Genomic DNA, 22,778 nt, shown 5'->3' with positions numbered 1-22,778 from the left:
CCTGCCAGCGGTAGAGCCCGCCGATGTCGGTCCGGGCGTAGATCAGGTCCGCCTCGGTCTCGTTGAACACGATCCCGGGGACGTAGCCGCCGCCGTTGATGACCGCGTTGCGCCAGGAGTAAGTGTCCTCGCACTTCCACCAGGCTTTGGCGTAGGCCGCGTCGGGGACGGCCGCGGCCGCGACAGCGGCGGCGCCGAGGGATGCTGCGAATGTGCGTCGTCGCACAGGTGCCTCCTTGAGGGAAACCACAGGGTTAGTTGGGACGGTCAACATAACAAGCGCGCCGCCTCCGTGCAACAACGAGGTGAGGTGAACTCGCAGGACACGACTTCGGTAGGGTTGGTGAGGGTTGGCGCAGATTGCGGTTGATTTCTATGCGCATGACCTTGGAGGCGAAGGGCGGTCAGTACACAGGCGGTCGTCACCGCCGTCGACCGATCACCCGGCGACCTTCGGCATCGGCTCCCCGCTCTCGGGCGGCGGCGACGCCTTCCGCGCCACGCCGTGGGAATCAGCCGAGACGATCGACGACCACCAGCGCGAGATCTAGGCAAAGGCCGTGCAGGGCACCGCATCCGGAAGTTCAGGCTCGCCTTCGGCCGCGGCCTGGAATGTCCCGGTGGCAGCCTCGCCCGGGCCGAGCGCGCCGTTCCAGTCCTCATTGCGGTACCGGTCGCCGTCGGCGCGGTGCATGCCCCAGCTGTGGTAGACGTCGACGCCGTCGATCGCGACGGTCACCTCCCAACCGGAGACCGCCTCGTCGCCGGTGTTCGCGACCTCGACCCTGACCTGCACATTGCCTTCCCAGGAGCTCTCCAGCCACAGCGTCGCCGAGCAGGACGCGCCTTCGGGCTCCGACTCCGGCTCCAGCCCCGGCTCGCCTTCGGTCGGCGCGGCCTCGGTGGCCGGGGCCGGACCGCCGGACTCGGGCGATGTAGCTTCAGTTGCGGCGCTAGAGAATTCGGACGACGGCTCGGACTCGGTGGTGGTGGTTGCGCCCGAGCCCGCGGCGGCATTGCTCGGCGGCTCCTCGTCGTCGGTGAAGACCGCCGTCGGCTCCTCCTGCCACGGCCACGCAGTGGACGCGTCTTCGGAGAGCATCGCCGGGCCCAGCAGCCAGGTCGCGACCAGCGCCGCGCCCGCCGAGACGACGGCGAGGGTACGCAGCCAGTGCCCGTGCAGGTTCCCCCGGCGGGCCTCGGACCCGACCTGTTGTTCTTCCACGCCACCGCCTTTCGCCGCGGATTCCCGAGAAGCGTACCGGGAGGCGCGTCCGCGCAGGACACGGTGCCGATCGGCTGAGGATTAGAGGCGACCGGCTCGGGTATGCCCTGAAATGTGAAGGCGACATTTCGGCTCGGCACCATCGCAGGCATCAGCGTCGGGCTCCACTGGAGCGTGCTCGGCGTCGTGGCGCTGCTCGTCGCCGTCGTGTCCGCCGGGATGGCCACCGCCTACCCGGGGCACTCCGCGCTCGCCTACTTCGCCGCGGGGCTCCTCGCCGCCGCGTTGTTCATGCTCTCGCTGCTCGCCCACGAGGTCGCGCACGCGGTCGTCGCCAGGCGCCACGGCGTCGAGGTCGAGGACATCACGCTGTGGCTGCTCGGCGGCGTCGCGCGACTCAAAGGGGACGCGCCCACGCCCGGCGCGGACTTCCGCATCGCCGTCGTCGGGCCGCTCGTGAGCATGCTCGCGGCCGTCGGATTCGCCGTGCTCGGTTGGCTCATGGCGATCGTCGGCGTCGGCGAGCCGTGGACGCCGGTCGTCGGCTATCTCGCCGTCGTCAACGCCATCCTCGCCGTCTTCAACCTCATTCCGGCCGCCCCGCTCGACGGCGGCCGCGTCCTGCGCGCCGCCCTGTGGGCCTGGAAGGGCGACCGCACGAGCGCCGCCGTCTGGTCCGCCCGCGCCGGCCGAGCCTTCGGCCTGTTCCTGCTCACCGCCGGCGTCTTCGGCTTCCTGTTCGGCTACGGCGGCGGCTTCTGGTGGGTCCTGCTGGGCCTTTTCATCCTCGTCATGGCCAGCGCCGAGGAACGCCAGGCGGAGATGGGATCGGCGCTGGAAGGACTGCGCGTGCGCGACGTGATGACCCAGGACCCCGACACCGCGCCCGGCGACGTCGACATCGAGGAGTTCCTGCAGCAGACCGCGATGCTGCGCCGCCACTCCGCGTTCCCGCTGCTCGACGAGTCCGGGCGCCTCGAAGGGCTCATCACCTTCAACAGGATGAAGGCCGTACCCGCCGAAGGCCGCTCCCGGACCACGCTCCGCGAGGCCGCCTGCCCGCCCGGGGAGATCCCGCTCGCCGGGCCCGACGACCGGCTCGACGAGCTGCTGGCGCGCATGAGCGACAGCTCGGACCGGCGCGCACTGGTGTTCAGCGAGGGCCGCCTGGTCGGCATCGTCTCGCCCAGCGACATCAGCCGCGCGGTGACCCTGCGCGGCTTCGGCGTGTCGGGTCCTAGACTTGCCGGATGACCGAGGCTCCCACCGACGACCCGGGCCAGGACGCGCCGGACGTCCGCCGCCCCGAGCGGCACGCCGTCGGGCTGCCCGCCGTGGCGAACTCGATCCGGTTCGTCGCCTCGCAGGCCGGTGTCCGCCGCGGACTGCCGCTGCTGCGCCGGATCAACCAGGTCGGCGGCTTCGACTGCCCCGGCTGCGCCTGGCCCGAGCCTGAGCACCGGCATCCGGCCGAGTTCTGCGAGAACGGCGCCAAGGCCGTCGCCGAGGAGGCCACGCGGCTGCGGGTCGGACCGGACTTCTTCGCCGAGCACCCGGTCGGGGAGCTGGCCGGCAGGTCCGGTTACTGGCTCGGACAGCAAGGCCGCATCACCCATCCGATGTACCTGGCCGAAGGCGCCGACCACTACGTGCCGGTCGAGTGGGACGAGGCGTTCGCGCTCATCGCCGACCGTCTCGCGGCGCTGGATGACCCGAACGAGGCTGCGTTCTACACCTCGGGCCGGACCGGCAACGAGGCGGCGTTCCTGTACCAGTTGTTCGCACGCAGATTCGGGACGAACAACCTGCCGGACTGCTCGAACATGTGCCACGAGTCGTCCGGCGCGGCGCTGAACGAGACGATCGGGATCGGCAAGGGCAGCGTCCGGCTCGACGACCTCTGGGCAGCCGACCTGGTCATCGTCGCCGGGCAGAACCCCGGCACGAACCATCCGCGCATGCTCACCGCCCTGGAGAAGGCCAAGCGGGCCGGAACCAGGATCGTCACGGTCAACCCCCTGCCGGAGGCGGGGATGCGCCGCTTCAAGAACCCGCAGGCGCTGCGCGGCCTGGCCGGGCGCGGCACTGAGCTGACCGACCTGTTCCTCCAGATCCGCGTCGGCGGCGATCTCGCGTTGTTCAGCGCCCTCAACAGGATGCTGCTGCGCTCGGACGCGGTCGACCGGGAGTTCGTCGAGCAGTACACGCACGGCTTCGACGCGCTCGCCGAGCACCACGCGGCCGGCGACGACGAGGAGGTGCTGGCGGACGCGGTGCGGCGCACCGGCTTGTCGCGCGAGGAGATCGAGCGGCTGCTGGACATGGTGCTCGCCTCGGAGCGGACGGTCGTGTGCTGGGCGATGGGCCTGACCCAGCACAAGCACGCCGTGCCGACGATCCGCGAGATCGTCAACCTCCTGCTGCTGCGCGGGGACATCGGGAAACCCGGAGCGGGGGTCTGCCCGGTGCGGGGGCACTCGAACGTCCAGGGCGACAGGACGATGGGGATCTGGGAGCAGATGCCCGACCGGTTCCTCGACGCGCTCGGCGCCGAATTCGACTTCGCGCCGCCGCGCGACCACGGTTACGACACTGTGGACACGATCCGGGCGATGCGGGACGGGCGCGTCAAGGTCTTCTTCGCCATGGGCGGCAACTTCGTCGCCGCCACGCCCGACACCGAGGCCACCGAGGCGGCCATGCGCCGATGCGACCTCACCGTCCACGTCTCGACCAAGCTCAACCGTTCGCACGTCGTCACCGGCACCCGCGCTCTGATCCTGCCCGCATTGGGGCGCACCGACATCGATGTCCAGAGCAGCGGCGAGCAGTTCGTGACCGTCGAGGACTCGATGGGCATGGTCCACGCCTCCAGCGGCACGGTCCCGCCGCTGAGCGACCTGATGCGCTCCGAGGTCGCGATCGTGGCCGGGCTGGCGCGCAAGGTCTTCGGCGAGGACGGCGTCCCGTGGGAGGACTTCGCCGCCGACTACGACCGGATCCGCGAGCGCATCGAACGCGTCGTGCCCGGCTTCGACGGCTACAACGTCCGCGCCCGGGAGCCGGGCGGGTTCGCGCTGCCGCACGCCCCGCGCGACGAGCGCGCCTTCCCCACCGCCACGGGCAAGGCCAACTTCACCGTCAACCCGGTCACCTCGCCCGAAGCGGCTGAAGGCCGACTCCTGCTCCAGACCCTCCGAAGCCACGACCAGTTCAACACCACGATCTACGGCCTGAACGACCGCTACCGGGGCATTCGCAACGGGCGGCGCGTCGTCCTGGTCAACCCCGAGGACGCCGCCGAACTCGGCCTGGCCGACGGCGCCTACTGCGACCTGGTGAGCGAATGGGGCGGGACCGAACGGCGCGCGGCGCACTTCAAGGTCGTCCACTACCCGACCGTCCGCGGCTGCGCGGCCGCGTACTATCCGGAGACGAACGTGCTCGTCCCGCTCGACTCGGTGGCCGAGACCAGCAACACCCCCACCTCGAAGTCCATCGTCGTGCGCTTCGAGCCCGACAGCGGAGCATAGAGGCATGGGACGCGTAACCACGAGGCAGAAGATCGTAAGACTCACCGGCGGTGAACGCTCGACACGCGTCGAGACCCTGGTGGTCGAGGAGCCGTTGGAACTGCGCGTCGGCGGCGAATCGCTGATGGTCACGATGCGCACCCCGGGCGACGACTTCGACCTCGCCGCGGGCTTCCTCGTCTCCGAGGGCGTGGTCACCGAAGCCGGCGACCTCTCGACGATGCGCTTCTGCGCCGGCGCCGACGAGAACGGCGAACAGACATACAATCTCCTGGACATCGTCCTAGGCTCCGGCGTCGCCCCGCCCACGGCCGCAGCGAAGCGCGAGACGACCACGACCTCCGCCTGCGGCGTCTGCGGCAAGACCGCCCTGGACGACGTTCTCACCGAGTCCTTCTGGTCCGTCGAGGACGACCCCCTCCAGATCTCCGCCGACACCCTCGCCGCCCTGCCCGAACGTCTGCGTGCCGCACAGAAGCTCTTCGACCGCACCGGCGGCCTCCACGCCGCAGGGCTCTTCACCGCCGAAGGCGAACTCCTCGCCTCCCGTGAGGACGTCGGCCGCCACAACGCCGTCGACAAGGTCATCGGCTGGGCCCTGCGCCAGAACCTGCTGCCGCTGCGCGGCACCGTCCTCATGGTCTCCGGCCGCGCCTCGTTCGAACTGGTCCAGAAGGCGGTGATGGCCGGAATCCCCGCCCTGGCGGCGGTCTCGGCCCCGTCCTCGCTGGCAGTCGACCTCGCCGCCGAGACCGGCCTGACCCTCGCGGGCTTTCTCCGCGGCGACACCGTGAACCTCTACGCTCGAGACGACCGAGTCTGCTACTGACTTTGAAGTAACAGGGTCGCTGGGTGTTTCCCTGTTCCCTTGTCGTCGTTGAACATGATGTGCGGTACGAGGATGGCGGCGCGCACCTTCGCGGAGACCGTGGCGCGGAGGGTGGTTCATCTGCCGCCGAGGGTGACCTGTGCGCTCTGGCGTTCGCTCTCCGTGCCTCGATTGAACCAAACTTCGACCGTCTGACCGGGCTCATACCGTGCGATGAGGTCAACCAGCTCGCTCGCGGACCCGACCGGGCTGTCGTCGATGGCGACGATGAGGTCGTGTTCCAGCAGGCCGGCCTGCTCCGCCGCTGAACCGGGATTGACGGAGACCACCACGGCGCCGCTGACATCCGCCGCCGCGTTCGGAGGGTCGACGACCTCGACTCCCAGGACGGCGCCGTGGTCGATCGCGGCGGGGTAGAGGGTCAACGCGGGCGGGGAATCCCACGACTCATCGACACGGAGGCCGTATCCGGGCCCGACCTCGGTGAGCGCGCCCGGGAGTCCATCGGCCAGATATTCGCCAGTGTAGGCGTCGATGGCAGCGAACGTACTGTAGTAGGTGTCGGCGACGTAGAGGACACCTTTCGAGAAGGCGCTCACGAGATCAGGGTGCTCCCAGTCGACTGGGACGTACCTGCTGCTCCAGACCGAATCACCGGTGGCGGTGTCGAACACCTCGAGGTAGGAACGCTCCTCGTCGGCGCAGCCGATCAGGCCGAAGCCGTCGTGCAGGCAGGAGACCGTCCCCTCCGATTCGGTCTCGAACGCGATCAGCTCTTCGCCGCTCGCCGCGTCGATGATCCGGTTCGACTGCGCAACCGATTCGAATCCGCCCCCCGCCTCCTGTAGCGCGGACTCGTATTCGTATTCGTACTCGTAGGCCGCCAAGAGGCCGTCGCCGAGGTGGACTATGTCCGATATGGGACCGAGCTCGAGCTCCCACACCTCTTCGCCCGACGCGAGCTCGATGCCGACGATCGACCGGGTATGGGACAGGTCGAGTCGCCAGCCCGCGAGGACGCCGTCGCTCTCGACCACAGGGGCCACGTCCAAGTCGAGCGCGGTCCGTTCGCCGTCGGCCGTGCCGAGCACCCATGCCTCCAGGCCAGCGAAGCCTTCGTTCCATCCGGTGACGATCACGTGGTCGTCGCTCACCGAGCGGATGTCCATGCTGCCCAGACCGTCGAACCCGCTGTCGGTTTCGATGGGCGACGACAGCGCGAAGCTCGATTCCCAGACAATGGCTCCGTCTTCGGTGTCGAACATCGTGACGTTCATCGTCTCGTTCGTCTCGCCGGTCTGCGAGTCCTCGCTCTCGGTAATGCGCGCGTATACGAGCACGACCTTCCCGTCGACCTTGGCCAACCGGGCCCGCTGATACCCGTGTTCCCTCAAGGCGGTGGCGATGCCGTCGACGAACACGGTGCCGGTGATCTCACCGGTCTCGATCGACCGGGAGGTGATCGAGTCGGCCCGCGCCCCGGTAGGGTCGGAGGCGTCGAGGGTGTAGAGGCGATCGCCGTCTATGAAGTACGCCTCGACCTCGGCCCTCACGGTCTCGCCGCCGAACGACAGCGGTGGCGTGTAGTCCTCGGCTGCGGGCTGCTCCTCGGCGGACGCGGCCGGATCGCCGATGGTGCCCTGTTCGGCCGAGGTGCAGGCCGCAGTGAGCGCAAGGGCCGAGATCACGGGGATAAGCGAGATCCAGCGGCGAGCGGAGGTGAGCTGCATCCCTCAATGATAGGTTCGTATTGCAAGGCAAGCGATCTCGAAGGGACTTCCGGGAGTGGACGATCTGCGGCCCCGGTGGCGGATAGGTGTGAGCAACCTGATCAGTATCCGAGGCATCTGCAGGACAGATACTGCCCGAACGTGAGGTCGGATTCCTAGGAGAAGAATCCGATTTCCACATGTTGGCTCGTGCAGTTGCCTATCAAGCTCTCCTCCAGTGTCAGCAAGCGGAACTACAGCCGCTGGAGTGACAGGGTCTACGGGGGTTTGAGTCTGGTTCCGGCGAAGATCCCGTCGATGAGGTCGGTGCGGGCCATCTTGGTGGTGCCCTATGAAGCAGGGGCATATCATTCCGTCGGAAGCGCCTACGAGCTCTTCGAGTCGAGGGTGGGGAGTTCCCCAAGACGGTGTACCTAGAATCGTTTGAAGGGGCTCGCTATTTGGAGGTGCCCGAAACGGTTGCCTCGTTCCAGGACTCGTTCGACGAGTCCGTCAAGAAGGCCGTACCGATTAAGGATTTCCAACTGTTATGACGACAACGAAGTGGCGCAAGTCCAGCCGTTCCGGCAACGGAGAGGCAGGCAGCGACTGCGTTGAAGCCCGTGCCACCACGGCCGGGTTCGAGGTCCGCGACTCCAAACTGTCCGACGGCTCCCCAGTCTTCGGGCTCGCGCAGGGCGACTTCGTCGCCCTGCTGGAGACCGCGCAGCGCTGATCGCCAGCGCCCTAGTACCTCCTGGCCCGACACCTTCAGGTGCTGACACCACTGGGCAAGGTGCCCCAAGGCCAGGCAGCCAGCGGCAGAAGCCAAGAGCGCCAAGTGAAAACATCACAACTATCGGATATGAGCCAGGGCCAGCGCGAGCGGGCCTTGGCTATTTTCATCCCTCTCGATCGAGCCGAAGGCGAGCCACTTGCGGCTTCGGTGTTGACCATAGACACCTCCCATCGGTACCTCTTCAGGCGTCCCGAGTACACAACCCATCAGTGGATAGCATCCAGCTCTGCCGAATTAAACCCCAGGTCAAAGGCTTGGAATCGCCCTCTTCTTCCCCTAGATTCAAGTCGTCGGTGCGCGGTGGGGCGCATCGGCTCGGCGAGGGGAGGCGGCTCGGCGCTGCCGTCGGTGGGGCCTCCTCTCGCCAACTCCATCCAGGATCGAACGGAGGCGGCTATGCCGCAACATCAGACCCTGATCGAAACGCTCGTCGAAGTCCTCGGCGAGATCGACATCGCCGGCCAACCGGCGACCGTTTCTTGGCCGCGCATGGGCGATGCGGTCGGCATCGACTTCATCGACCAGTCCGTCCGATTCGGTGTCGTGGTAGCCCTCGACAGCGACCCGCGCCTGTGCGTCGAGCCGGAGCACGCCTCCCTGATCGATGTCGAAGAGCGCCTGATCGTCCTCGAACAGGTCGGCGCCCTCTGGTACGGCTCAGGGCTCTACATCGGCCAGGCCGACCGGGACGGTGAGGCGGCATGAGTGATCGCGATGCCACGGTCGCCCGGGCCGACGCGACGCCGCATCGGCTCGGCGAGTTCAACGTCGCGAAGTCGCTGAGCTTCATCGTCTACGGCGATGACGAACACGATCCGATCGCCGTCCGGGTGATGCTCGACGACGGCATCCAAGCGCCGTATCAGATCCTCGCTGTAGAAGGCGTCGGCTGTTACTACCCGTCGCCCGAGGTCTCCTGGCTCAAGGGCTGGATAGACTCCGGCGATCCCTGGGCCCGCGTCATCTACGGCAACACCATCGGTGTCGTCCGCCAAGCCCGGGCGCGCGGACAGAACCGACCCTCCTGAGGCTCGGGCGCGGAGGTGGGCAGACCGTTGTTCCTCCCGATCACCGCCGCGCCCGACCTGAGCCTTGCGGATCCGCCATTTCATGGCCGAGAATCGGCCATGAAATCTCGGATTCTCAGAGAAATGGAAGAGATGCTGCAAGTACCGGATTCGCTCGTCAATCGGTAGCGGCGGGAACGCCTTTCGGTACCTCGGCGAGCGCCGAGGTGTGGCCGCAGTTGCTCGGTCGATGCTTTCACTCTCGAGTCCACATACGGCTCCGGGACAGGAGCCGAGAATTCGTCGTAACCACTCTTGGCGACCGTCGCGGGCGCCGAGTGCTGACAGGGAATCCTCGGTAGAGTGGGTTCACTCATTGTTTAGAAAGCAGGGCGGAGCGTCATGTATGCGGTGATCGACGTGGAGACCACCGGTCTGTACAGCAAGGACCGAATCGTCGAAATAGCCGTGGCGCACCTCGACTCCGAGGGCAGGGTCACCGACCGGTGGGCCACGCTCGTCAATCCCCGGCGCGACCTCGGACCGCAGGTGCTGCACGGCATCCGGGCCGCCGACGTCCGCCGGGCCCCCACGTTCGACCAGATCGCCGGCGAAGTGCTCGCACGCCTCGTCGGACGGATCCCCGTCGCGCACAACATCGCCTTCGACAGCCGGATGCTCCTCAACGAGTACGCCCGGCTGGGTACGGCGATACCGAATCTCGCCGAGTACGGCGTCTGCACCATGTCCTGGGCGTCGCACTTCCTACCGGGTGTGAGGCGAACCCTCGGGGACTGCTGCCACGCGGCCGGGATCGACAATGACCGGCCGCACGAGGCGCTGTCGGACGTGCTCGCGACCGCGGAGCTGCTCACCTTCTATCTCGGCAGCACCAGCGTCATCCCACCCTGGGAGGAGCTGCGCTGGATCGCCGCGCGGCTCGCCTGGCCCCAGCTGCCGACCGGGCTCGCCGAGCCGGTGCGTCGGGGCGCGGGTTCCACCGGCGGCGCCGACTTCCTCGCGCGTCTCGTCGAGCACCTGCCCCGCGTTCCCGATCCCCCGCAAGCGGACCTGTACCTGGCCATGCTCGACCGGGCCCTGATCGACCGGCACGTGTCCTCCACCGAGGCCGACGAGCTGGTGGCGCTGGCCGCCGAACTGGGCATCGCCCGCCCGGCCGCCATCGAGCTGCACCGCGGATATCTGCTCGCCTTGGCGTCGGTGGCCCTCGATGACGGCGTCCTCACCGATGGCGAGCTGGAAGACCTCAAGCTCGTCGCGGCGCAGTTGTCGCTTCCCGAGGAGGAGGTGGGCAAGGCGATTCAGGATGCAGCCGCGGACGCGGCGGTGGCCGTCGACCCCGTCGATCGCTTCGAGTTGCGCCGAGGCGACCTCGTGGTGCTCACCGGCTCCTTCGCCGAATCCAAACAGTACTGGGCCGAACGACTCGGCACGGCGGGGATCGCGGTGGGAACCAACGTCACCAAGAGGACGGCCCTCGTGGTGGCCGCGGATCCGGACTCCATGTCGGGCAAGGCGGCCAAGGCCCGGCAGTACGGCATCCCGGTGGTGGGGGTCGAAGCGGTCGACTTGATCCTCTCCCGGTTGCGATAAGGACTTGCCGAAAAGGAGGTGCTTCTATATAGTCATGATGACTATTGAAGGGAACCCCTCGCATGCTTCTCACGGATGTCGCCGACTTTCTCCAGCAACCTCTGTTCACCCTGCTCGGCACGAGTGTCACCTGGACCGAGGTCCTCGGGTTCGGGACGGGCGCGTTGTGCGTCTGGCTCGTCGCCCGGCAGCACATCGCCAACTGGCCCTTGGGCATCGCCAACTGCCTGCTGTTCATCCTCCTGTTCTCGCAGGCCGGCCTCTATGCCGATGCCGGGCTTCAGCTGGTGTTCATCTCCCTCGGCGTGTACGGCTGGTGGAACTGGGTCCGCGGCGGCGGGCCCGGCGCGGACACGCTGCCGGTGCGGCGCACGACCCGCAACGAGTGGGTCGTGCTCGGCGCGGCGGGCGTCGCCGGACTGGCCGGCATCATCTGGCTGCTCGTGACCGCGACGGACTCCACGGTCCCGTTCTGGGACGCGCTCACCACCGTGTTGTCGCTCATGGCCACATACGGGCAGTGCCGCAAGCGACTGGAGTCGTGGTGGCTCTGGATCGCGGCGGACATCGTATACGTCCCGCTCTACGCCTACAAGGGGCTCTTCCTCACCTCGCTGCTGTACATCGGGTTCATGGCCCTGTGCGTCACCGGGTTGGTGAACTGGCGGCGCAGCATGGCCGCCGACCACGAGCGGGTGGAGGTCGCGGCGTGAGCCACGGGCTGGTGCTCGGCAAGTTCTATCCGCCGCACGCCGGGCATCACCACCTGATTCGGACAGCCCAGCGGCGGTGCGAGAAGCTCACGGTGCTCGTATGCGCCTCCTCGGTCGAGTCGATCGGGCTCGGCGACCGGGTGGCCTGGCTTCGCGAGTCGCACCCCGGCGTCCGGGTGATCGGCGCGGTCGACGATGTGCGCATGGACCTGCTCGACCCCGCGATCTGGGACGCGCACATGGCGATCTTCACGGCCGCCGTTCCCGAGCCGGTCGATGCCGTCTTCACCTCCGAGGCGTACGGCGACGAGCTCGCCCGGCGGTTCGGCGCCGACCACGTCCAGATCGACGTCGGCCGAGCCCGCTATCCGGTCTCCGGAACGGCGGTGCGCGCCGATCCGGTCGCGCACTGGGAGTTCCTGGAAGGCCCGGTCCGTGCCGCGCTCACCCGGCGGGTGGTGGTCCTCGGGCCCGAGTCGAGCGGCACCACCACGCTCGCCCACGAGATCGCAGATGTATATCGGTCACGAGGTTTTCCTTGGTCGCTGACGCAGTACGTCCCCGAGTACGGCCGGACCTTCAGCCAGGAGAAGTTGGCGGCTCTGCGAGCCGTCCGCCCCGATGCGGCCTGGTCCGATGCGGTGTTCTCTTCCGAGGAGTTCCCCTTGATCGCCGCGCGGCAGAACGAAGCGGAGGAACGGGCCGCTCGGCTCGGCGCTCCGGTGCTCGTGTGCGACACCGATTCGTTCGCGACCGCGATCTGGCACGAGCGCTACCTCGGCGGACGCAATCCTGAGATCGACGCCGTCGCCGATCGGATCCGCCACCATCTGTGGCTGCTCACCGATCACCGCGGCGTCCCGTTCGAGGACGACGGCCTCCGTGACGGCGAGCATCTGCGCTCCTGGATGTACGACCGCTTCCGCACGGAGTTGTACGAGACCGGCCGCCGCTTCGTCGAACTCACCGGCACCCGTCAGGAGCGCCTCGCCGCGGCGGTCAGCGCCGTCGACGGTCTCCTCGCCGAGGGCTGGGCGTTCGCCGATCCGCTTCCGGAGCGCCGATGAGCGTCGAAGGGTACGACAAGCACGCGTTCGAGCCGTTCGCCGTCACGGTCGACTTGGCGGTCTTCACCATTCGGGAAGACCGGCTCCAGGTACTGCTCATCGAGCGAGGCGAGGAACCGTACCGGGGGCGATGGGCCCTGCCCGGCGGATTCGTGCTGCCTCGCGAATCGACCGACGATGCCGCGCGCCGGGAGTTGGCCGAGGAGACCGGGCTCGACGGCTCTCCCGACCGGTTTCACCTCGAGCAGCTTCGCACCTACGGCGATCCGGACCGCGACCCGCGCATGCGTGTGGTCTCGGTCGCCTATGCCGCGCTCCTTTCCGACCTGCCCGAGCCGAGAGGCGGCGGCGATGCCGTCCATGCCCGCTGGTTCCCCCACGGGGACGCACCCCCGCTGGCGTTCGACCACGACGCGATCCTTTCCGATGCCTACGAACGCGTCTGCTCCAAGTTGGAGTACACGACGCTCGCCACCGTCTTCTGTCCCGAGCGCTTCACGTTGGGGGAGCTGCAGCAGATCTACGAGATCGTGTGGGGGACCGGCCTGGACAGGCCCAACTTCCGCCGCAAGGTCCTCGCCACTCCCGGATTCGTCGAGCCCGTCGAAGGTCCACCTCGCAGGACCGCCGGACGCGGCAAACCCGGTGCGCTGTACCGCGCCGGATCGGCGGCCGCGCTCCAGCCGGCGCTGCTTCGTCCGACCGCGTCGTTATCTCGCGGCGTCCGATCGATAGCGGATGGGAGCCGGCGTGTGACGCTCGGCGTCCAATGTTGAAGGAGGCGGACATCGCGTCGCTTCGACATTCACTACCCCTGTGAGGCTTTCCATGAAACTTCTCAGAGCTCCCGCAGCGCTCCTCCTCGCCGTGCTCGTGGCGACGGGCTGCTCCTCAAGCGACGGCGGGACCGATGCCGCACGGGTCGAATCCGGGGCCGTGCCGGAGGAATCCGTCGACGGGGCCGCTCCCGGCGCGGCCCAGTTCGATGTCGCCGAGCAGCGCGACCTCATCTACGTCGGCACCCTCGATGCGCTCGATCCCGATCCTGTCGCGGTGGCCGAACAAGTCTGGGCGACCGCCGAGTCCTACGGCGGACTCGTCACCGCCGACCGCCGCCACGACGACGAGTCCGGGGCCCGCGCCGAGCTGACCGTCCGGATTCCGTCCGAGCGATTCGGCGAGGCCGTCGAGGCGCTCGCCGGCCTCGCGGAGGAGGAGATCGGCCGCACCGTCGACACCGAGGACGTCACCGGCCAGGCCGTCGACCTCGAATCCAGCATCGCGACCAGACGGGCCAGCCTCGAACGCGTCCGGGAACTCCTCGCCGATGCCTCCTCGGTCGAGGCGATTCTAGACCTGGAGGCCGAGATCGCCGACCGCGAGGCCGCCCTCGCCTCCCTCGAATCGCAGCTGGCCGACCTCCAGGACCGCGTAGCGCTGTCAACCATCACCTACATCGTCAGCACTCCCGAGGAGACCGAGGAGGTCGACGGGTCCACCGGCCCGGGCAACTTCGCGGAGGCCGTCGGCACCGGATGGTCCGGCGTCACGAGCCTCCTACGCGTCGCCTCGATCGTGCTCGGCGTCCTGCTGCCGTTCACGCCGCTCATCGCGGTCGTCCTCGCGGCGATCTTTGTTCCATTGTGGTATGTGCGGCGCTCTCGCCGCCGCAGCGCGATCTGAGACGGCGCCCTTGAGGCACTTGTGTATTGATGTAAATCGATATATTCTGTCTGGACTCTCACGACGTCTCTCATTGCGATTCTCCGACTCACGTGGTTCGGTCCAGTCGACGTCGGACGACTGGGAGCGCTTCTGCCAGGTGCGTCCGACAGTCTGGACCGCCGCCACCCGGCAGACAAGGAAGACTCCATGGCTCCAACGATCCGACTCAGAACGCGGCGCGCCGCGGTCGCCCTGGCGACCGCGGTGTTCGTCATCGCCGGCGCGCTCCTAGCCGTCACACTGCCCAATCAGGCCGAGGCGCAGTCGGGCCCCGTGCCGACCGGGGAGCTGACCGAGGTGACGGGCTTCGGCTCCAACCCCGGCGACCTCCAGATGTACGTGTACGTGCCGGACGCTGTGCAGCCCGACGCGCCGCTCCTCGTCGGCGTCCACTGGTGCACCGGCTCCGGCCCCGACTTCTACAACGGCACTCCGTACGCCCAGCTGGCCGAGGAGCACGGCTTCATCGTCCTGTACCCGTCGGTGACGCGCGAGAGCAAGTGCTTCGACGTCGCCTCGCCCGAGGCCCTCACCAGGGGCGGGGGCAGCGATCCGGTGAGCATCAAGTCGATGATCGACTGGGTCGAGTCGAACTACACCATCGACGCCGAGCGGAGATTCGTAACCGGCGTCTCCTCGGGCGCGATGATGACCAACGTCCTCCTCGGCCTCTACCCGGACGTCTTCGCCGCCGGCTCGGCGTTCGCGGGAGTCCCGTTCGGATGCTTCGCGACGACCGACGGCTCGGAATGGAACTCGCAGTGCTCGGAGGGCGAGATCATCCGCACACCGCAGGAGTGGGGCGATCTGGTTCGCAACGCCTACCCGGGTTTCACCGGGGAGCGCCCGCGCATGCAGACCTGGCACGGCACCGAGGACGACGCCCTGCGCTACCCGAACTTCGGCGAGCAGATCAAGCAGTGGACGAACGTCCACGGAGTTTCCCAGACGCCGTCGTTCAGCGACCGGCCGCGGTCGAACTGGGAGCGGACCCGCTACGGCGGCACCGATTCCCAAGCTCCGGTCGAAGCGATCAGCGTCGAGGACGTCGGCCACAACGTCATCACCGGCGAGATGATTCCCTATGTGGTGGAGTTCTTCGGCCTCGACGATCCGGCTGAGGACCCGACCGACCCGACCTCCGAGCCGACCGACCCGACCGACCCGACCTCCGAGCCGACGACCGATCCGCCCGACGGCGACTGCAGTGCCACCGTCGACGTCGTCAGCGACTGGGGCTCGGGCTGGCAGGCCAATGTGAACGTCACCGCCGGCGCCGAGAGCATCGGCGGCTGGACCCTGACGTGGACCTGGCCCGGCGGCCAGACGATCACCAGCTCGTGGAACGCCGACGTGAGTGCCTCCGGATCGACGGTGACCGCCGGAGACGCCGGTTGGAACGGCGAAGTCGCAGCAGGTGAGACCAGGAACGCCTGGGGGTTCATAGCCTCGGGTCCGGCCGTAGCGCCCGATGTGACCTGTTCCGCCGGTTAGCGTTTCGGCAATCCGGTCGGGGGCGCCTGGCGCCCCCGACCTCGCTGTTTCTCGGTCCGTGCGCCAGAGCGGTGAGCCGCGCATGATCCTCGTCGTCGCGGCCGGACCTCGCAGCACCACGACTGTCCGAACGGAGAGGTCAGGAGAGGCGGCCCGTTCCCATACCAGCTCACCATCATCGGGGCCACCGGCGTGACCGGACACCGACGAGGGGCGGGGCCCGGCCGGGCCCCGCCCCTCACTCGATCACGTGTCAAGGCGTGTGGACGTCGGGCCAGGGGTAGGTCGTGACTTCGCTGCCGATGTAGAAGCTCGGGTGCGGCGGCTGGTTGTACGCGGTGTTCTGCCAGGCTATGGCGACGCGGTATTGAATATCGTGCATGAGCGTCGGGATGCGCAGGTCCGTCTCGTGCGGCGTCGAGTAGATCCGGAGCGCGGAGCTGTCGCTGGTGCGCCACACGACTTCTTCGCGCCAGTCGCCGAACAGGTCGGCCGAGATCGCCGGGGTCGACTTGGTGCCGTTGTTCGAGGCCACTCCCGAACCGGTCAGCAGCCGCTGGCCGGGGGAGTAGTTGTCGATGCGGGTGCCGTCGAGGAGTTCCCGCTCTCCGTCGCCGTCCCACCAGGACAGGAAGTTGATCGAGCCGGGCTTCGAACCGATGTTCTGGCCCGAGGCGTTGAGCAGGCCGCTCACCTGCGACGACCAGAATTCGGCGCCCGGATTGCTCGCCGAGACGTTGGCGGCCACGGCCCTGCCGTTGTCGCCGGTCGGCGAGGTCTGGAACAGGATCGATCCGGTGTCGCCGTCGACGAGTCGCGATGAGGGCTGGTTGGAGTGTTCCCCGGGCATGAACACCTCTTGGCCGGGATTGTCCGGCATGAAGTCGGAGACGTGGAGGGCGTCGCCGTGGTACATGCGGGTGTTCCACAGCGCCTGCCCGTTCGAGCCGATCGCCATCGCCCCGAAGACCACGTCCTGGCGGCCGTCGCCGTCCAGGTCGGCGATCGAGAGCGAGTGCGCGCCTTGGCCCTCGTACTGGGAGCCTGCCTGGTCGGAGTCGAAGATCCAGCGGGTGGACAGGTCCGATCCGTTCCAGTCGACCGCCCAGATCACCGAGCGGGTGTAGTAGCCGCGGGAGAAGATCATCGAGGGGGTCTCGCCGTCGAGATAGGCCGTTCCGGCGAGGAACCGGTCGACCCGGTTGCCGTAGTTGTCACCCCAAGAGGAGACGTTGCCGCGGGCCGGCTGGTAGTCGATGGTGTCCATCGCCGCGCCGCTCTGGCCGTCGAAGATCGTCAAGAACTCCGGGCCCGCGAGGACGCGCCCGGAGGAGTTGCGGTGGTCGGCACTGGACGAGCCGATCACGGTGCCGTCGCCGTCGCGGGTGCCGTCGGCGGTCTTCACCGCGATCTCGGCGGTGCCGTCGCCGTCGTAGTCGTACACCTGGAACTGGGTGTAGTGCGCGCCCGAGCGGATGTTGCGGCCCAGGTCGATGCGCCACAGCCGTTGACCGTTCTGGCGGTAGGCGTCGATGTAGGTGTTGCCGGTGTAGCCGTCGTGCGCGTTGTCGTGCGCATTGGAGGGATACCACTTGAGGATGTACTCGTAGGTGCCGTCGCCGTCGAGGTCGGCGACGCTGGCGTCGTTGGCCTCGTACGAGTAGGACTCGCCGCTCGGCGTGGTGCCGCCGGAGGGCCGCTGGATCGGGATGTCGAGATAGCCGCTGGAGTTGAAGACCGCCTCGGCGGCGGAGGCCGATCCCTCCGAACCGTCGGTCACGGCCCTGACGGTGTACTGCGAGTCGGAGGAACCGCCCGAGTCGAGATGGTTCGTCGCCCCGGTGATCGGGGAGGAGTTGAGCTTGGCGCCGTCGCGGTAGACGTTGAACGCCACATCGGGGTCGTCGGTGCCCAGCAAGCGCCACGACACGAGTCGTCCGCTGCCCGAGGGCACGACCGTCACCCCGCGGGTGAGCGCCTCGACTTCGTACCGGCCGTCCCCGCCCTGACCCGGTTCACCGGTCGGATCGTCGGTGGGTTCGTCGGTGGGTTCGTCGTTCGTAGGTTCGTCTGTGGGTTCGTCTGTGGGATCGTCCGTGGGATCGTCCGAGCCGTCGCAGGTCGTTCCGTTGAACGTGAACGAGCTCGGCTCCGGGTTCGACGACGACCACGAGCCGTTGAATCCGAACTCGACGGCGCCACCGGAGACGACGCTGCCGTTGTAGGACATGTTCGTCGCGGTCACGGTCGAACCGGACTGGCTGACGTCGGCGTTCCAGGCGCTGGTGACCTGTTGCCCGGAGTCGTAGTTCCAGCCGACCGTCCACGAGGTGACCGGGTCGCCCAGGTTCGTCGCCTTGACCGCTGCGGTGAAGCCGCCGGGCCATTCGTTCGACACCGTGTAGGTGACCTCGCAGCCGGTCGCCGCTTGGGCGCTGACGGCCCAGGCCGCCGGCAAGGTCACTGCCAGGGCGGCAGCGGATACGGCCGCGATGGCCTTCCATCGTCTTCTGGGGAATATTCGCATGGTTACTCCGCGTCGTAGATCATGGGAGAGGCCGTGCCGACGTGGAGATACCGGGCTTCCACGGGACACTGCCATCGGTATATTGAATTGAATCAATATCAGAGTCGGCTCAGCATATCGGCACCACTCGAAGGCAACGGATCGCCCTCCAAACGTCCCGATTCGTCCAGCTGCGCTTTACTTCTGCGAAAATGGGCATTTAACGGCTCTGGCGACGCTGAGCCTCGAACGACCGCCCCGCCGCCCCACGAAAGTGAAAAACAGCATGGCAGACCAACAGCACAAGCTCGACCGACGCGGACTCCTCAAACGCTCGGCGGGCCTCGCCGCCGGAGTCATCGCCGCGCCGGCCGCCGCCGAGACCTTCACCGCCGCACCCGCCGCCGCATCCCCGGCCGGGGTCTTCGCGACCCGACCGGCGCCGTACATCGTCCCGAACTCGGCACGCTACGACCTGTGGTCCGGCAAGGCCTTCGTCGACGACTACCTGACCAACAGCACCGACAACCTCTCCTCCGACACCAACGCCGCCGTCCGAATCCTCACGGGCATGGAGGAGCTGTGGCAGACCGGCTCCGAATGGGACAACGGCACCGTCCTCGACCCGGGAACCCTCCGCGACAACATGCGCTACGTCGCCGAGATCACCGCCGAGCGCACCGTCCCCGAAGCCAAGCAGTCGTACATCTTCGACCGCCAGCACCAGAGCCACAGCGCACTCGGCGGACTCGGCCCCCTCGAATCCCTCTTCAAGTCCGGCGCCAAGGCCGTCACCGCGATCACCGGCGCCCCCGACGGGGTGCCCGACGGGAAGATCAGTGACTCGGTCCCGCCGGACGCCCCTCCCGGCTCCGAGCGCGGAGCAGGTTCCACCGACTCCGACCTCGGCAGGGTCGTCGAGCTCGTCAACACCGTCCGCGGCCCCCACGCCTCCTCGAACCCCAGCAAGTACACCTACCAGTACCCGCGTCCATGGCGGATGAACGAGGACAGCGAAGTCGTCGAGACCGACGGCCTGCCCTTCCTCGGCATCCCCGTCTACGACACCGACGTGATCGCCGCTCCGCAGCTGCTCCGCCAGCGCTCGGACAACCCCGATGAGGACGGCGGCTACCCCAGTGGACACGCCAACGCCGCATTCCTGGCCTCGTTCGCTCTGGCCCACGCCGTCCCCGAACGGTTCCAGGAGCTGCTGGTGCGCGCCGGCGAAGTCGCCCACTCCCGGATCGTGTCCGGCATGCACTCGCCGGTCGACACCATCGGCGGCCGCATCCTGGCGACCGCACTCGCGGCCGCCGCCCTCTACGACCCGACCCACGCCGAGCTCAAGGCCGATGCGCGCGCCCAGGCCCTGGCGTACTTCACCGACAAGACCGGCACCACCGTCGACACCCTGTACTCCTACGCCCACCGCGAGGGGCCGGACACCGACCGGTATGCCGACCACGCCGCCAACCGGGAGCTGTACGAGCAGCGGCTGACCTACTTCCTGGAGCGGCGCGGCGACGACACCGAGATGACCGTGCCCAAGGGAGCCGAGGTCCTCCTGGAGACCCGACTGCCCTATCTCGACGCCGAGCAGCGCCGGGAAGTCCTGCGCACGACCGCGCTCCGCGGGGGCTACGCCCTGCTGGACGGCCCCGAGAAGTGGGGGAGGCTCAACCTGTTCGCGGCCGCCGACGGCTACGGCCGCTTCGACGGCGACGTCCGGGTCTCCATGGACGCCTCGAAAGGCGGCTTCAACACCTCTGACATGTGGCGCAACGACATCGGAGGGAAGGGCAAGCTCATGAAGGTCGGTTCGGGCTCGCTCGCGCTGGCCGGCGACAATACCTTCTCCGGTGAGGTCTACGTCGAGTCCGGCACGCTGGTGGCGGCCTCGTCGACCGCGCTCGGCAAGGGCGACGTGTCGGTCAAGGGCGGCACTCTGGTGGTGGACGCCGAGCAGGTCGAGGTGAGGGGCGCCTACACGCAGGCGGGTGCGGCTCTGCGCCTGACGGTCGTGTCCGGGGCCGAGGCGCCGCTGAAGGTTTCGGGTCGCGTCGGCCTCGAATCCGGCAGTGTGCTGGAGCTGCGACTCGACCCGCAGCGTCCTCCGGCGGCGGGTGAGTCGGTCCCGGTGATCGCCGCCAAGGGCGTCAGCGGCGAGTTCGGATCGGTCGTGGTCGACTTGGACGGCTACACCGCGACGGCGGAGCACTCCTCCGAGGGCGTGTCGGTGCGGATCGACGCCTAGGGTGCGTCGCCTTGCGGCCCGAGGGCCGCAAGGCGACGATGCTCAGGCGGTGAGCAGGGCGTCCATTTGGCCTACTGCCCCCGCCAGGCCCTCTTCCATGCCCATCTCGACGAGCTGGTCCATCTGCTCGCGGGAGTCGAAGGTCGAGCGCAGTTCCATGCGCGTGCCGCCGTCGTGGTCGGACAGGCGCATCCGCATGATGCTCGCGGGCATCTCAGGGATCGGCCTCCCTTCGTCGTCGGCGAAGCCTTCGGTGATCTCGACCGACCTCGGCGGGTCGATCGCCGTGACCTTCCACCAGCCGTAGTGCTTGTCGCCCTCGGGGCCGGTCATGTAGTACGCGGTCTCGCCGCCCTGCTTGAAGTCGTGGCGCTCGAACGTCGCCGGGTAGGTCGGCGGCCCCCACCAGCGCTCGATCTTGCGCGGGTCCTCCCACAGCCGCCACACCTGCTCGGCGGGTGCGTCGAAGTCGGCGATGAGGGTCAGGGTCAGTTGTTCGAAGTCCTTGTCGACACTGGTGACGCTCATTGGTCCGTTCCTTTCGTCGTTTCGTGGTCTTCGGGCGCGTTTTCCTCCGCGAGCAGGTCGGACATCCGATTCACACGCTCGCGCCATGTCGTCTCGAGCCGGTCGAGGACCTGCCGTGCTCTGCGCAGGGCCTCGGGGTCGGTGCGCACGAGTTGCTCCCGTCCGCGGCGCCGCTTGATCACCAGGCCGGCGCGTTCGAGCACCGCGACGTGCTTCTGCACGGCTGCGAAGCTCATCGGGTAGGCATCGGCCAGTCGCGAGACCGACGGTTCGCCGTCGGCGCAGCGGCTGAGGATGTCGCGGCGCGTGGCGTCGGCCAGTGCGTGGAACACGTGGTCCGTGGCCCGCTCGTTCAATTCATCTACAACCATTTGGTTGTAGATTACTGCCGTCGCTCAGCGCTGTCAAGCGGTTCGACCCTATCGAGGCCCGGGCGGCCCGGTGGTGGATTCGCGGATGACCAGACTCGTCGCCAACTGCACGTGGTGGGAGTCGGGCACCTTGCCGCCGGCCAGTTCGAGAACGGTGCGGGCGGCGACGCGGCCCATCTGGCGCAGCGGCTGTCGGACCGTGGTGAGCCCCGGCTCGATCCACATCGCACCGTACGTGTCGTCGAATCCGACGACGCTCAGCTCCTCGGGGATGCGAACGCCGCGGTGCTGGGCGACCCGGATTGCGCCCAAGGCGATCACGTCGCTGCCCGCGAAGATCGCCGTGGGCGGCTCGCCCATGTCCAGTAGGGACTCGGCGATCTGGACTCCGGTCTCGGCTGCGAAGGGGCCGTGACTCGTCAACGCCGGGTCGGGGGCGAGGCCCGCGGTCTCCAGGGCCTCGCGATAGCCGTGGAGGCGCTCGCGGCCGGGCACCGAGTGCTCGGGGCCGCCGGCGAAGGCGATCCTGCGGTGCCCGAGATCGAGCAGGTGCCGCGTAGCCTGCACGCCCCCGGCCCAGTTGGTGGCGCCGATGCTGGTGACGCGGTCGTCGAGCGGGTTGAGCGGGTCGATGACCACCAGCGGCAGGCCGAGGCTCTCGCACAGGGCGATCTCCTCGCCGGTCAGCTGGGCGGTGACCACGATCAGGCCCGTGTGGCCGCGGGCCGCGATCTCCCTGATGCGATCGGTGCCAAGCGACTGGTCGGGGATGACCCCGTCGGCGGCCAAGGCGCTCGTGACGATGTCGACGCCGTGTTCGGCCCCGGCGCTGATGACGCCGTCGAGGACGTAGAGGGAGTACATGTTGATGATCGTGTCGAACACGACGTGGACCGCGCTGCGCGCGACCGGCTCCCTCGGGCCGGTGCTGGGGATGTAGCCGAGCTCCTGGATCGCCTGCCGAACCTGCCGCCTGGTCCCCTCGGAGACGCCGGGCCTGTCGTTGAGCACTTTGGAGGCAGTGGCCTTCGAGACGCCCGCGCGCTCGGCGACGGCGGCCAGCGTCGGGCGGGGGTGGGCCGGTCTGCTCATCGCTCGCACCTCGTCCTCGTCGGGGACGCCATTCTATCCTGCCTACGAAACAGTTTCAATGTCTGAGGTGGGCCCGCCGATCGCAACAGTGCGGGCGGACGATCTTTATGTTTCTGTGGCTTGACGCGCTCGCAGCCGATGCGTATGTTCGAGAGCGCCGAGAAACGAGTGCGAAACTGTTTCGAACACTGAGTTCGGAGACGATGGAATAGAGCCTCGACGCGCCGATGGAAGACCTCGAGATCTGAAGCAGCAAAGGATGAAAGACATGAGCGACAAGTACTCGCCGACGCCCCAGGACCGGTTCTC

21 protein-coding genes are annotated in these 22,778 nt (G+C 68.1%); 14 read left to right on the top strand and 7 right to left on the bottom strand.

Annotated elements, in window-relative coordinates; all coding sequences use genetic code 11:
• Positions 1–226, bottom strand: a 226-nt coding sequence (locus L0U85_RS18485; RefSeq protein ID WP_241379236.1) for a hypothetical protein, incomplete at its 3' end; no start/stop codon positions are given.
• A gap of 124 nt (positions 227–350) precedes the next feature.
• On the opposite strand from L0U85_RS18485, the gene L0U85_RS18480 reads away from it, so the two are divergent.
• A complete protein-coding gene (locus L0U85_RS18480; RefSeq protein ID WP_241379235.1) occupies positions 351–551 on the top strand; it encodes a hypothetical protein in 201 nt (66 codons plus the stop codon).
• Here the strand turns inward: L0U85_RS18480 and L0U85_RS18475 are convergent.
• Positions 548–1,225: a cellulose binding domain-containing protein gene (locus L0U85_RS18475; protein ID WP_241379234.1), complete on the bottom strand. Its 678-nt coding sequence runs from the start codon at positions 1,223–1,225 to the stop codon at positions 548–550. The two genes, L0U85_RS18480 and L0U85_RS18475, sit on opposite strands and share 4 nt — an antisense overlap.
• A gap of 114 nt (positions 1,226–1,339) precedes the next feature.
• On the opposite strand from L0U85_RS18475, the gene L0U85_RS18470 reads away from it, so the two are divergent.
• The 3 genes from L0U85_RS18470 to fdhD are packed head-to-tail and all read left to right on the top strand — an operon-like array spanning position 1,340 to position 5,587.
• On the top strand, positions 1,340–2,479 hold the full coding sequence (locus L0U85_RS18470) for a site-2 protease family protein (protein ID WP_241379233.1): 1,140 nt from the start codon (positions 1,340–1,342) through the stop codon (positions 2,477–2,479).
• Complete coding sequence (locus tag L0U85_RS18465) at positions 2,476–4,758, top strand: FdhF/YdeP family oxidoreductase (RefSeq protein WP_241379232.1); 2,283 nt, start codon at positions 2,476–2,478, stop codon at positions 4,756–4,758. The genes L0U85_RS18470 and L0U85_RS18465 overlap by 4 nt, the downstream gene beginning before the upstream one ends.
• A 4-nt stretch (positions 4,759–4,762) precedes the next feature.
• A complete protein-coding gene (fdhD, locus tag L0U85_RS18460; protein WP_241379231.1) occupies positions 4,763–5,587 on the top strand; it encodes a formate dehydrogenase accessory sulfurtransferase FdhD in 825 nt (274 codons plus the stop codon).
• Between the two features lie 116 nt (positions 5,588–5,703).
• Here the strand turns inward: fdhD and L0U85_RS18455 are convergent, their stop codons facing one another.
• Positions 5,704–7,317 (bottom strand): PDZ domain-containing protein, encoded by a 1,614-nt coding sequence (locus tag L0U85_RS18455; RefSeq protein ID WP_241379230.1) that lies wholly within the window; start codon positions 7,315–7,317, stop codon positions 5,704–5,706.
• 529 nt (positions 7,318–7,846) lie between these two features.
• On the opposite strand from L0U85_RS18455, the gene L0U85_RS18450 reads away from it, so the two are divergent.
• From L0U85_RS18450 to L0U85_RS18410, 9 genes are all read left to right on the top strand, one after another.
• Positions 7,847–8,032, top strand: a complete 186-nt coding sequence (locus L0U85_RS18450; protein ID WP_241379229.1) for a DUF397 domain-containing protein — start codon at positions 7,847–7,849, stop codon at positions 8,030–8,032.
• Between the two features lie 459 nt (positions 8,033–8,491).
• Positions 8,492–8,800, top strand: a complete 309-nt coding sequence (locus L0U85_RS18445; RefSeq protein WP_241379228.1) for a hypothetical protein — start codon at positions 8,492–8,494, stop codon at positions 8,798–8,800.
• Complete coding sequence (locus L0U85_RS18440) at positions 8,797–9,123, top strand: hypothetical protein (protein ID WP_241379227.1); 327 nt, start codon at positions 8,797–8,799, stop codon at positions 9,121–9,123. Before L0U85_RS18445 ends, L0U85_RS18440 begins: the two co-directional genes overlap by 4 nt.
• Before the next feature lie 381 nt (positions 9,124–9,504).
• Complete coding sequence (locus L0U85_RS18435; RefSeq protein ID WP_241379226.1) at positions 9,505–10,716, top strand: exonuclease domain-containing protein; 1,212 nt, start codon at positions 9,505–9,507, stop codon at positions 10,714–10,716.
• A 62-nt stretch (positions 10,717–10,778) separates the two neighbouring features.
• Complete coding sequence (gene pnuC / locus L0U85_RS18430; protein WP_241379225.1) at positions 10,779–11,429, top strand: nicotinamide riboside transporter PnuC; 651 nt, start codon at positions 10,779–10,781, stop codon at positions 11,427–11,429.
• The gene (locus L0U85_RS18425; RefSeq protein WP_241379224.1) at positions 11,426–12,496 is read left to right on the top strand and encodes an AAA family ATPase; all 1,071 of its coding nucleotides are present in this window, start codon (positions 11,426–11,428) and stop codon (positions 12,494–12,496) included. Before pnuC ends, L0U85_RS18425 begins: the two co-directional genes overlap by 4 nt.
• On the top strand, positions 12,493–13,272 hold the full coding sequence (locus tag L0U85_RS18420; RefSeq protein WP_241379223.1) for an NUDIX domain-containing protein: 780 nt from the start codon (positions 12,493–12,495) through the stop codon (positions 13,270–13,272). The genes L0U85_RS18425 and L0U85_RS18420 overlap by 4 nt, the downstream gene beginning before the upstream one ends.
• A gap of 52 nt (positions 13,273–13,324) precedes the next feature.
• A complete protein-coding gene (locus tag L0U85_RS18415) occupies positions 13,325–14,179 on the top strand; it encodes a DUF4349 domain-containing protein (protein WP_241379222.1) in 855 nt (284 codons plus the stop codon).
• Positions 14,180–14,368: 189 nt separating this feature from the next.
• A complete protein-coding gene (locus tag L0U85_RS18410) occupies positions 14,369–15,715 on the top strand; it encodes a PHB depolymerase family esterase (protein WP_241379221.1) in 1,347 nt (448 codons plus the stop codon).
• Positions 15,716–15,968: 253 nt separating this feature from the next.
• On the opposite strand, the gene L0U85_RS18405 is transcribed toward L0U85_RS18410, so the two are convergent.
• The gene (locus L0U85_RS18405; protein ID WP_241379220.1) at positions 15,969–18,242 is read right to left on the bottom strand and encodes a cellulose binding domain-containing protein; all 2,274 of its coding nucleotides are present in this window, start codon (positions 18,240–18,242) and stop codon (positions 15,969–15,971) included.
• 265 nt (positions 18,243–18,507) lie between these two features.
• Between L0U85_RS18405 and L0U85_RS18400 the strand changes: the two genes are divergently transcribed.
• The gene (locus tag L0U85_RS18400; protein ID WP_241379219.1) at positions 18,508–20,478 is read left to right on the top strand and encodes a phosphatase PAP2 family protein; all 1,971 of its coding nucleotides are present in this window, start codon (positions 18,508–18,510) and stop codon (positions 20,476–20,478) included.
• A gap of 42 nt (positions 20,479–20,520) precedes the next feature.
• Here the strand turns inward: L0U85_RS18400 and L0U85_RS18395 are convergent, their stop codons facing one another.
• From L0U85_RS18395 to L0U85_RS18385, 3 genes are read right to left on the bottom strand one after another with little or no spacing between them, the layout of a single operon-like run.
• Complete coding sequence (locus L0U85_RS18395; RefSeq protein ID WP_241379218.1) at positions 20,521–21,006, bottom strand: SRPBCC domain-containing protein; 486 nt, start codon at positions 21,004–21,006, stop codon at positions 20,521–20,523.
• The gene (locus tag L0U85_RS18390; protein WP_241379217.1) at positions 21,003–21,377 is read right to left on the bottom strand and encodes a metalloregulator ArsR/SmtB family transcription factor; all 375 of its coding nucleotides are present in this window, start codon (positions 21,375–21,377) and stop codon (positions 21,003–21,005) included. Before L0U85_RS18390 ends, L0U85_RS18395 begins: the two co-directional genes overlap by 4 nt.
• 48 nt (positions 21,378–21,425) lie before the next feature.
• Entirely contained in the window at positions 21,426–22,469 is a 1,044-nt protein-coding gene (locus tag L0U85_RS18385; RefSeq protein ID WP_241379216.1) for a LacI family DNA-binding transcriptional regulator, read from the bottom strand.
• Positions 22,470–22,778 lie beyond the last annotated feature (309 nt).

Origin of the sequence: Glycomyces sp. L485, assembly GCF_022548875.1 — a bacterium.
Classification (GTDB): domain Bacteria; phylum Actinomycetota; class Actinomycetes; order Mycobacteriales; family Micromonosporaceae; genus Glycomyces.
This window is presented reverse-complemented; position numbering and strand designations above follow the sequence as displayed.

Excerpts from the sequence above, each read along its gene's own strand:
- L0U85_RS18390 (WP_241379217.1), bottom strand. The coding sequence starts at position 21,377 with ATGGTTGTAGATGAATTGAACGAGCGGGCCACGGACCACGTGTTCCAC.
- pnuC (WP_241379225.1), top strand. The coding sequence starts at position 10,779 with ATGCTTCTCACGGATGTCGCCGACTTTCTCCAGCAACCTCTGTTCACC.
- L0U85_RS18465 (WP_241379232.1), top strand. The coding sequence starts at position 2,476 with ATGACCGAGGCTCCCACCGACGACCCGGGCCAGGACGCGCCGGACGTC.
- L0U85_RS18400 (WP_241379219.1), top strand. The coding sequence starts at position 18,508 with ATGGCAGACCAACAGCACAAGCTCGACCGACGCGGACTCCTCAAACGC.
- L0U85_RS18415 (WP_241379222.1), top strand. The coding sequence starts at position 13,325 with ATGAAACTTCTCAGAGCTCCCGCAGCGCTCCTCCTCGCCGTGCTCGTG.
- L0U85_RS18440 (WP_241379227.1), top strand. The coding sequence starts at position 8,797 with ATGAGTGATCGCGATGCCACGGTCGCCCGGGCCGACGCGACGCCGCAT.
- L0U85_RS18385 (WP_241379216.1), bottom strand. The coding sequence starts at position 22,469 with ATGAGCAGACCGGCCCACCCCCGCCCGACGCTGGCCGCCGTCGCCGAG.
- L0U85_RS18395 (WP_241379218.1), bottom strand. The coding sequence starts at position 21,006 with ATGAGCGTCACCAGTGTCGACAAGGACTTCGAACAACTGACCCTGACC.
- L0U85_RS18445 (WP_241379228.1), top strand. The coding sequence starts at position 8,492 with ATGCCGCAACATCAGACCCTGATCGAAACGCTCGTCGAAGTCCTCGGC.
- L0U85_RS18455 (WP_241379230.1), bottom strand. The coding sequence starts at position 7,317 with ATGCAGCTCACCTCCGCTCGCCGCTGGATCTCGCTTATCCCCGTGATC.
- L0U85_RS18435 (WP_241379226.1), top strand. The coding sequence starts at position 9,505 with ATGTATGCGGTGATCGACGTGGAGACCACCGGTCTGTACAGCAAGGAC.
- L0U85_RS18405 (WP_241379220.1), bottom strand. The coding sequence starts at position 18,242 with ATGCGAATATTCCCCAGAAGACGATGGAAGGCCATCGCGGCCGTATCC.
- fdhD (WP_241379231.1), top strand. The coding sequence starts at position 4,763 with ATGGGACGCGTAACCACGAGGCAGAAGATCGTAAGACTCACCGGCGGT.
- L0U85_RS18420 (WP_241379223.1), top strand. The coding sequence starts at position 12,493 with ATGAGCGTCGAAGGGTACGACAAGCACGCGTTCGAGCCGTTCGCCGTC.
- L0U85_RS18450 (WP_241379229.1), top strand. The coding sequence starts at position 7,847 with ATGACGACAACGAAGTGGCGCAAGTCCAGCCGTTCCGGCAACGGAGAG.
- L0U85_RS18410 (WP_241379221.1), top strand. The coding sequence starts at position 14,369 with ATGGCTCCAACGATCCGACTCAGAACGCGGCGCGCCGCGGTCGCCCTG.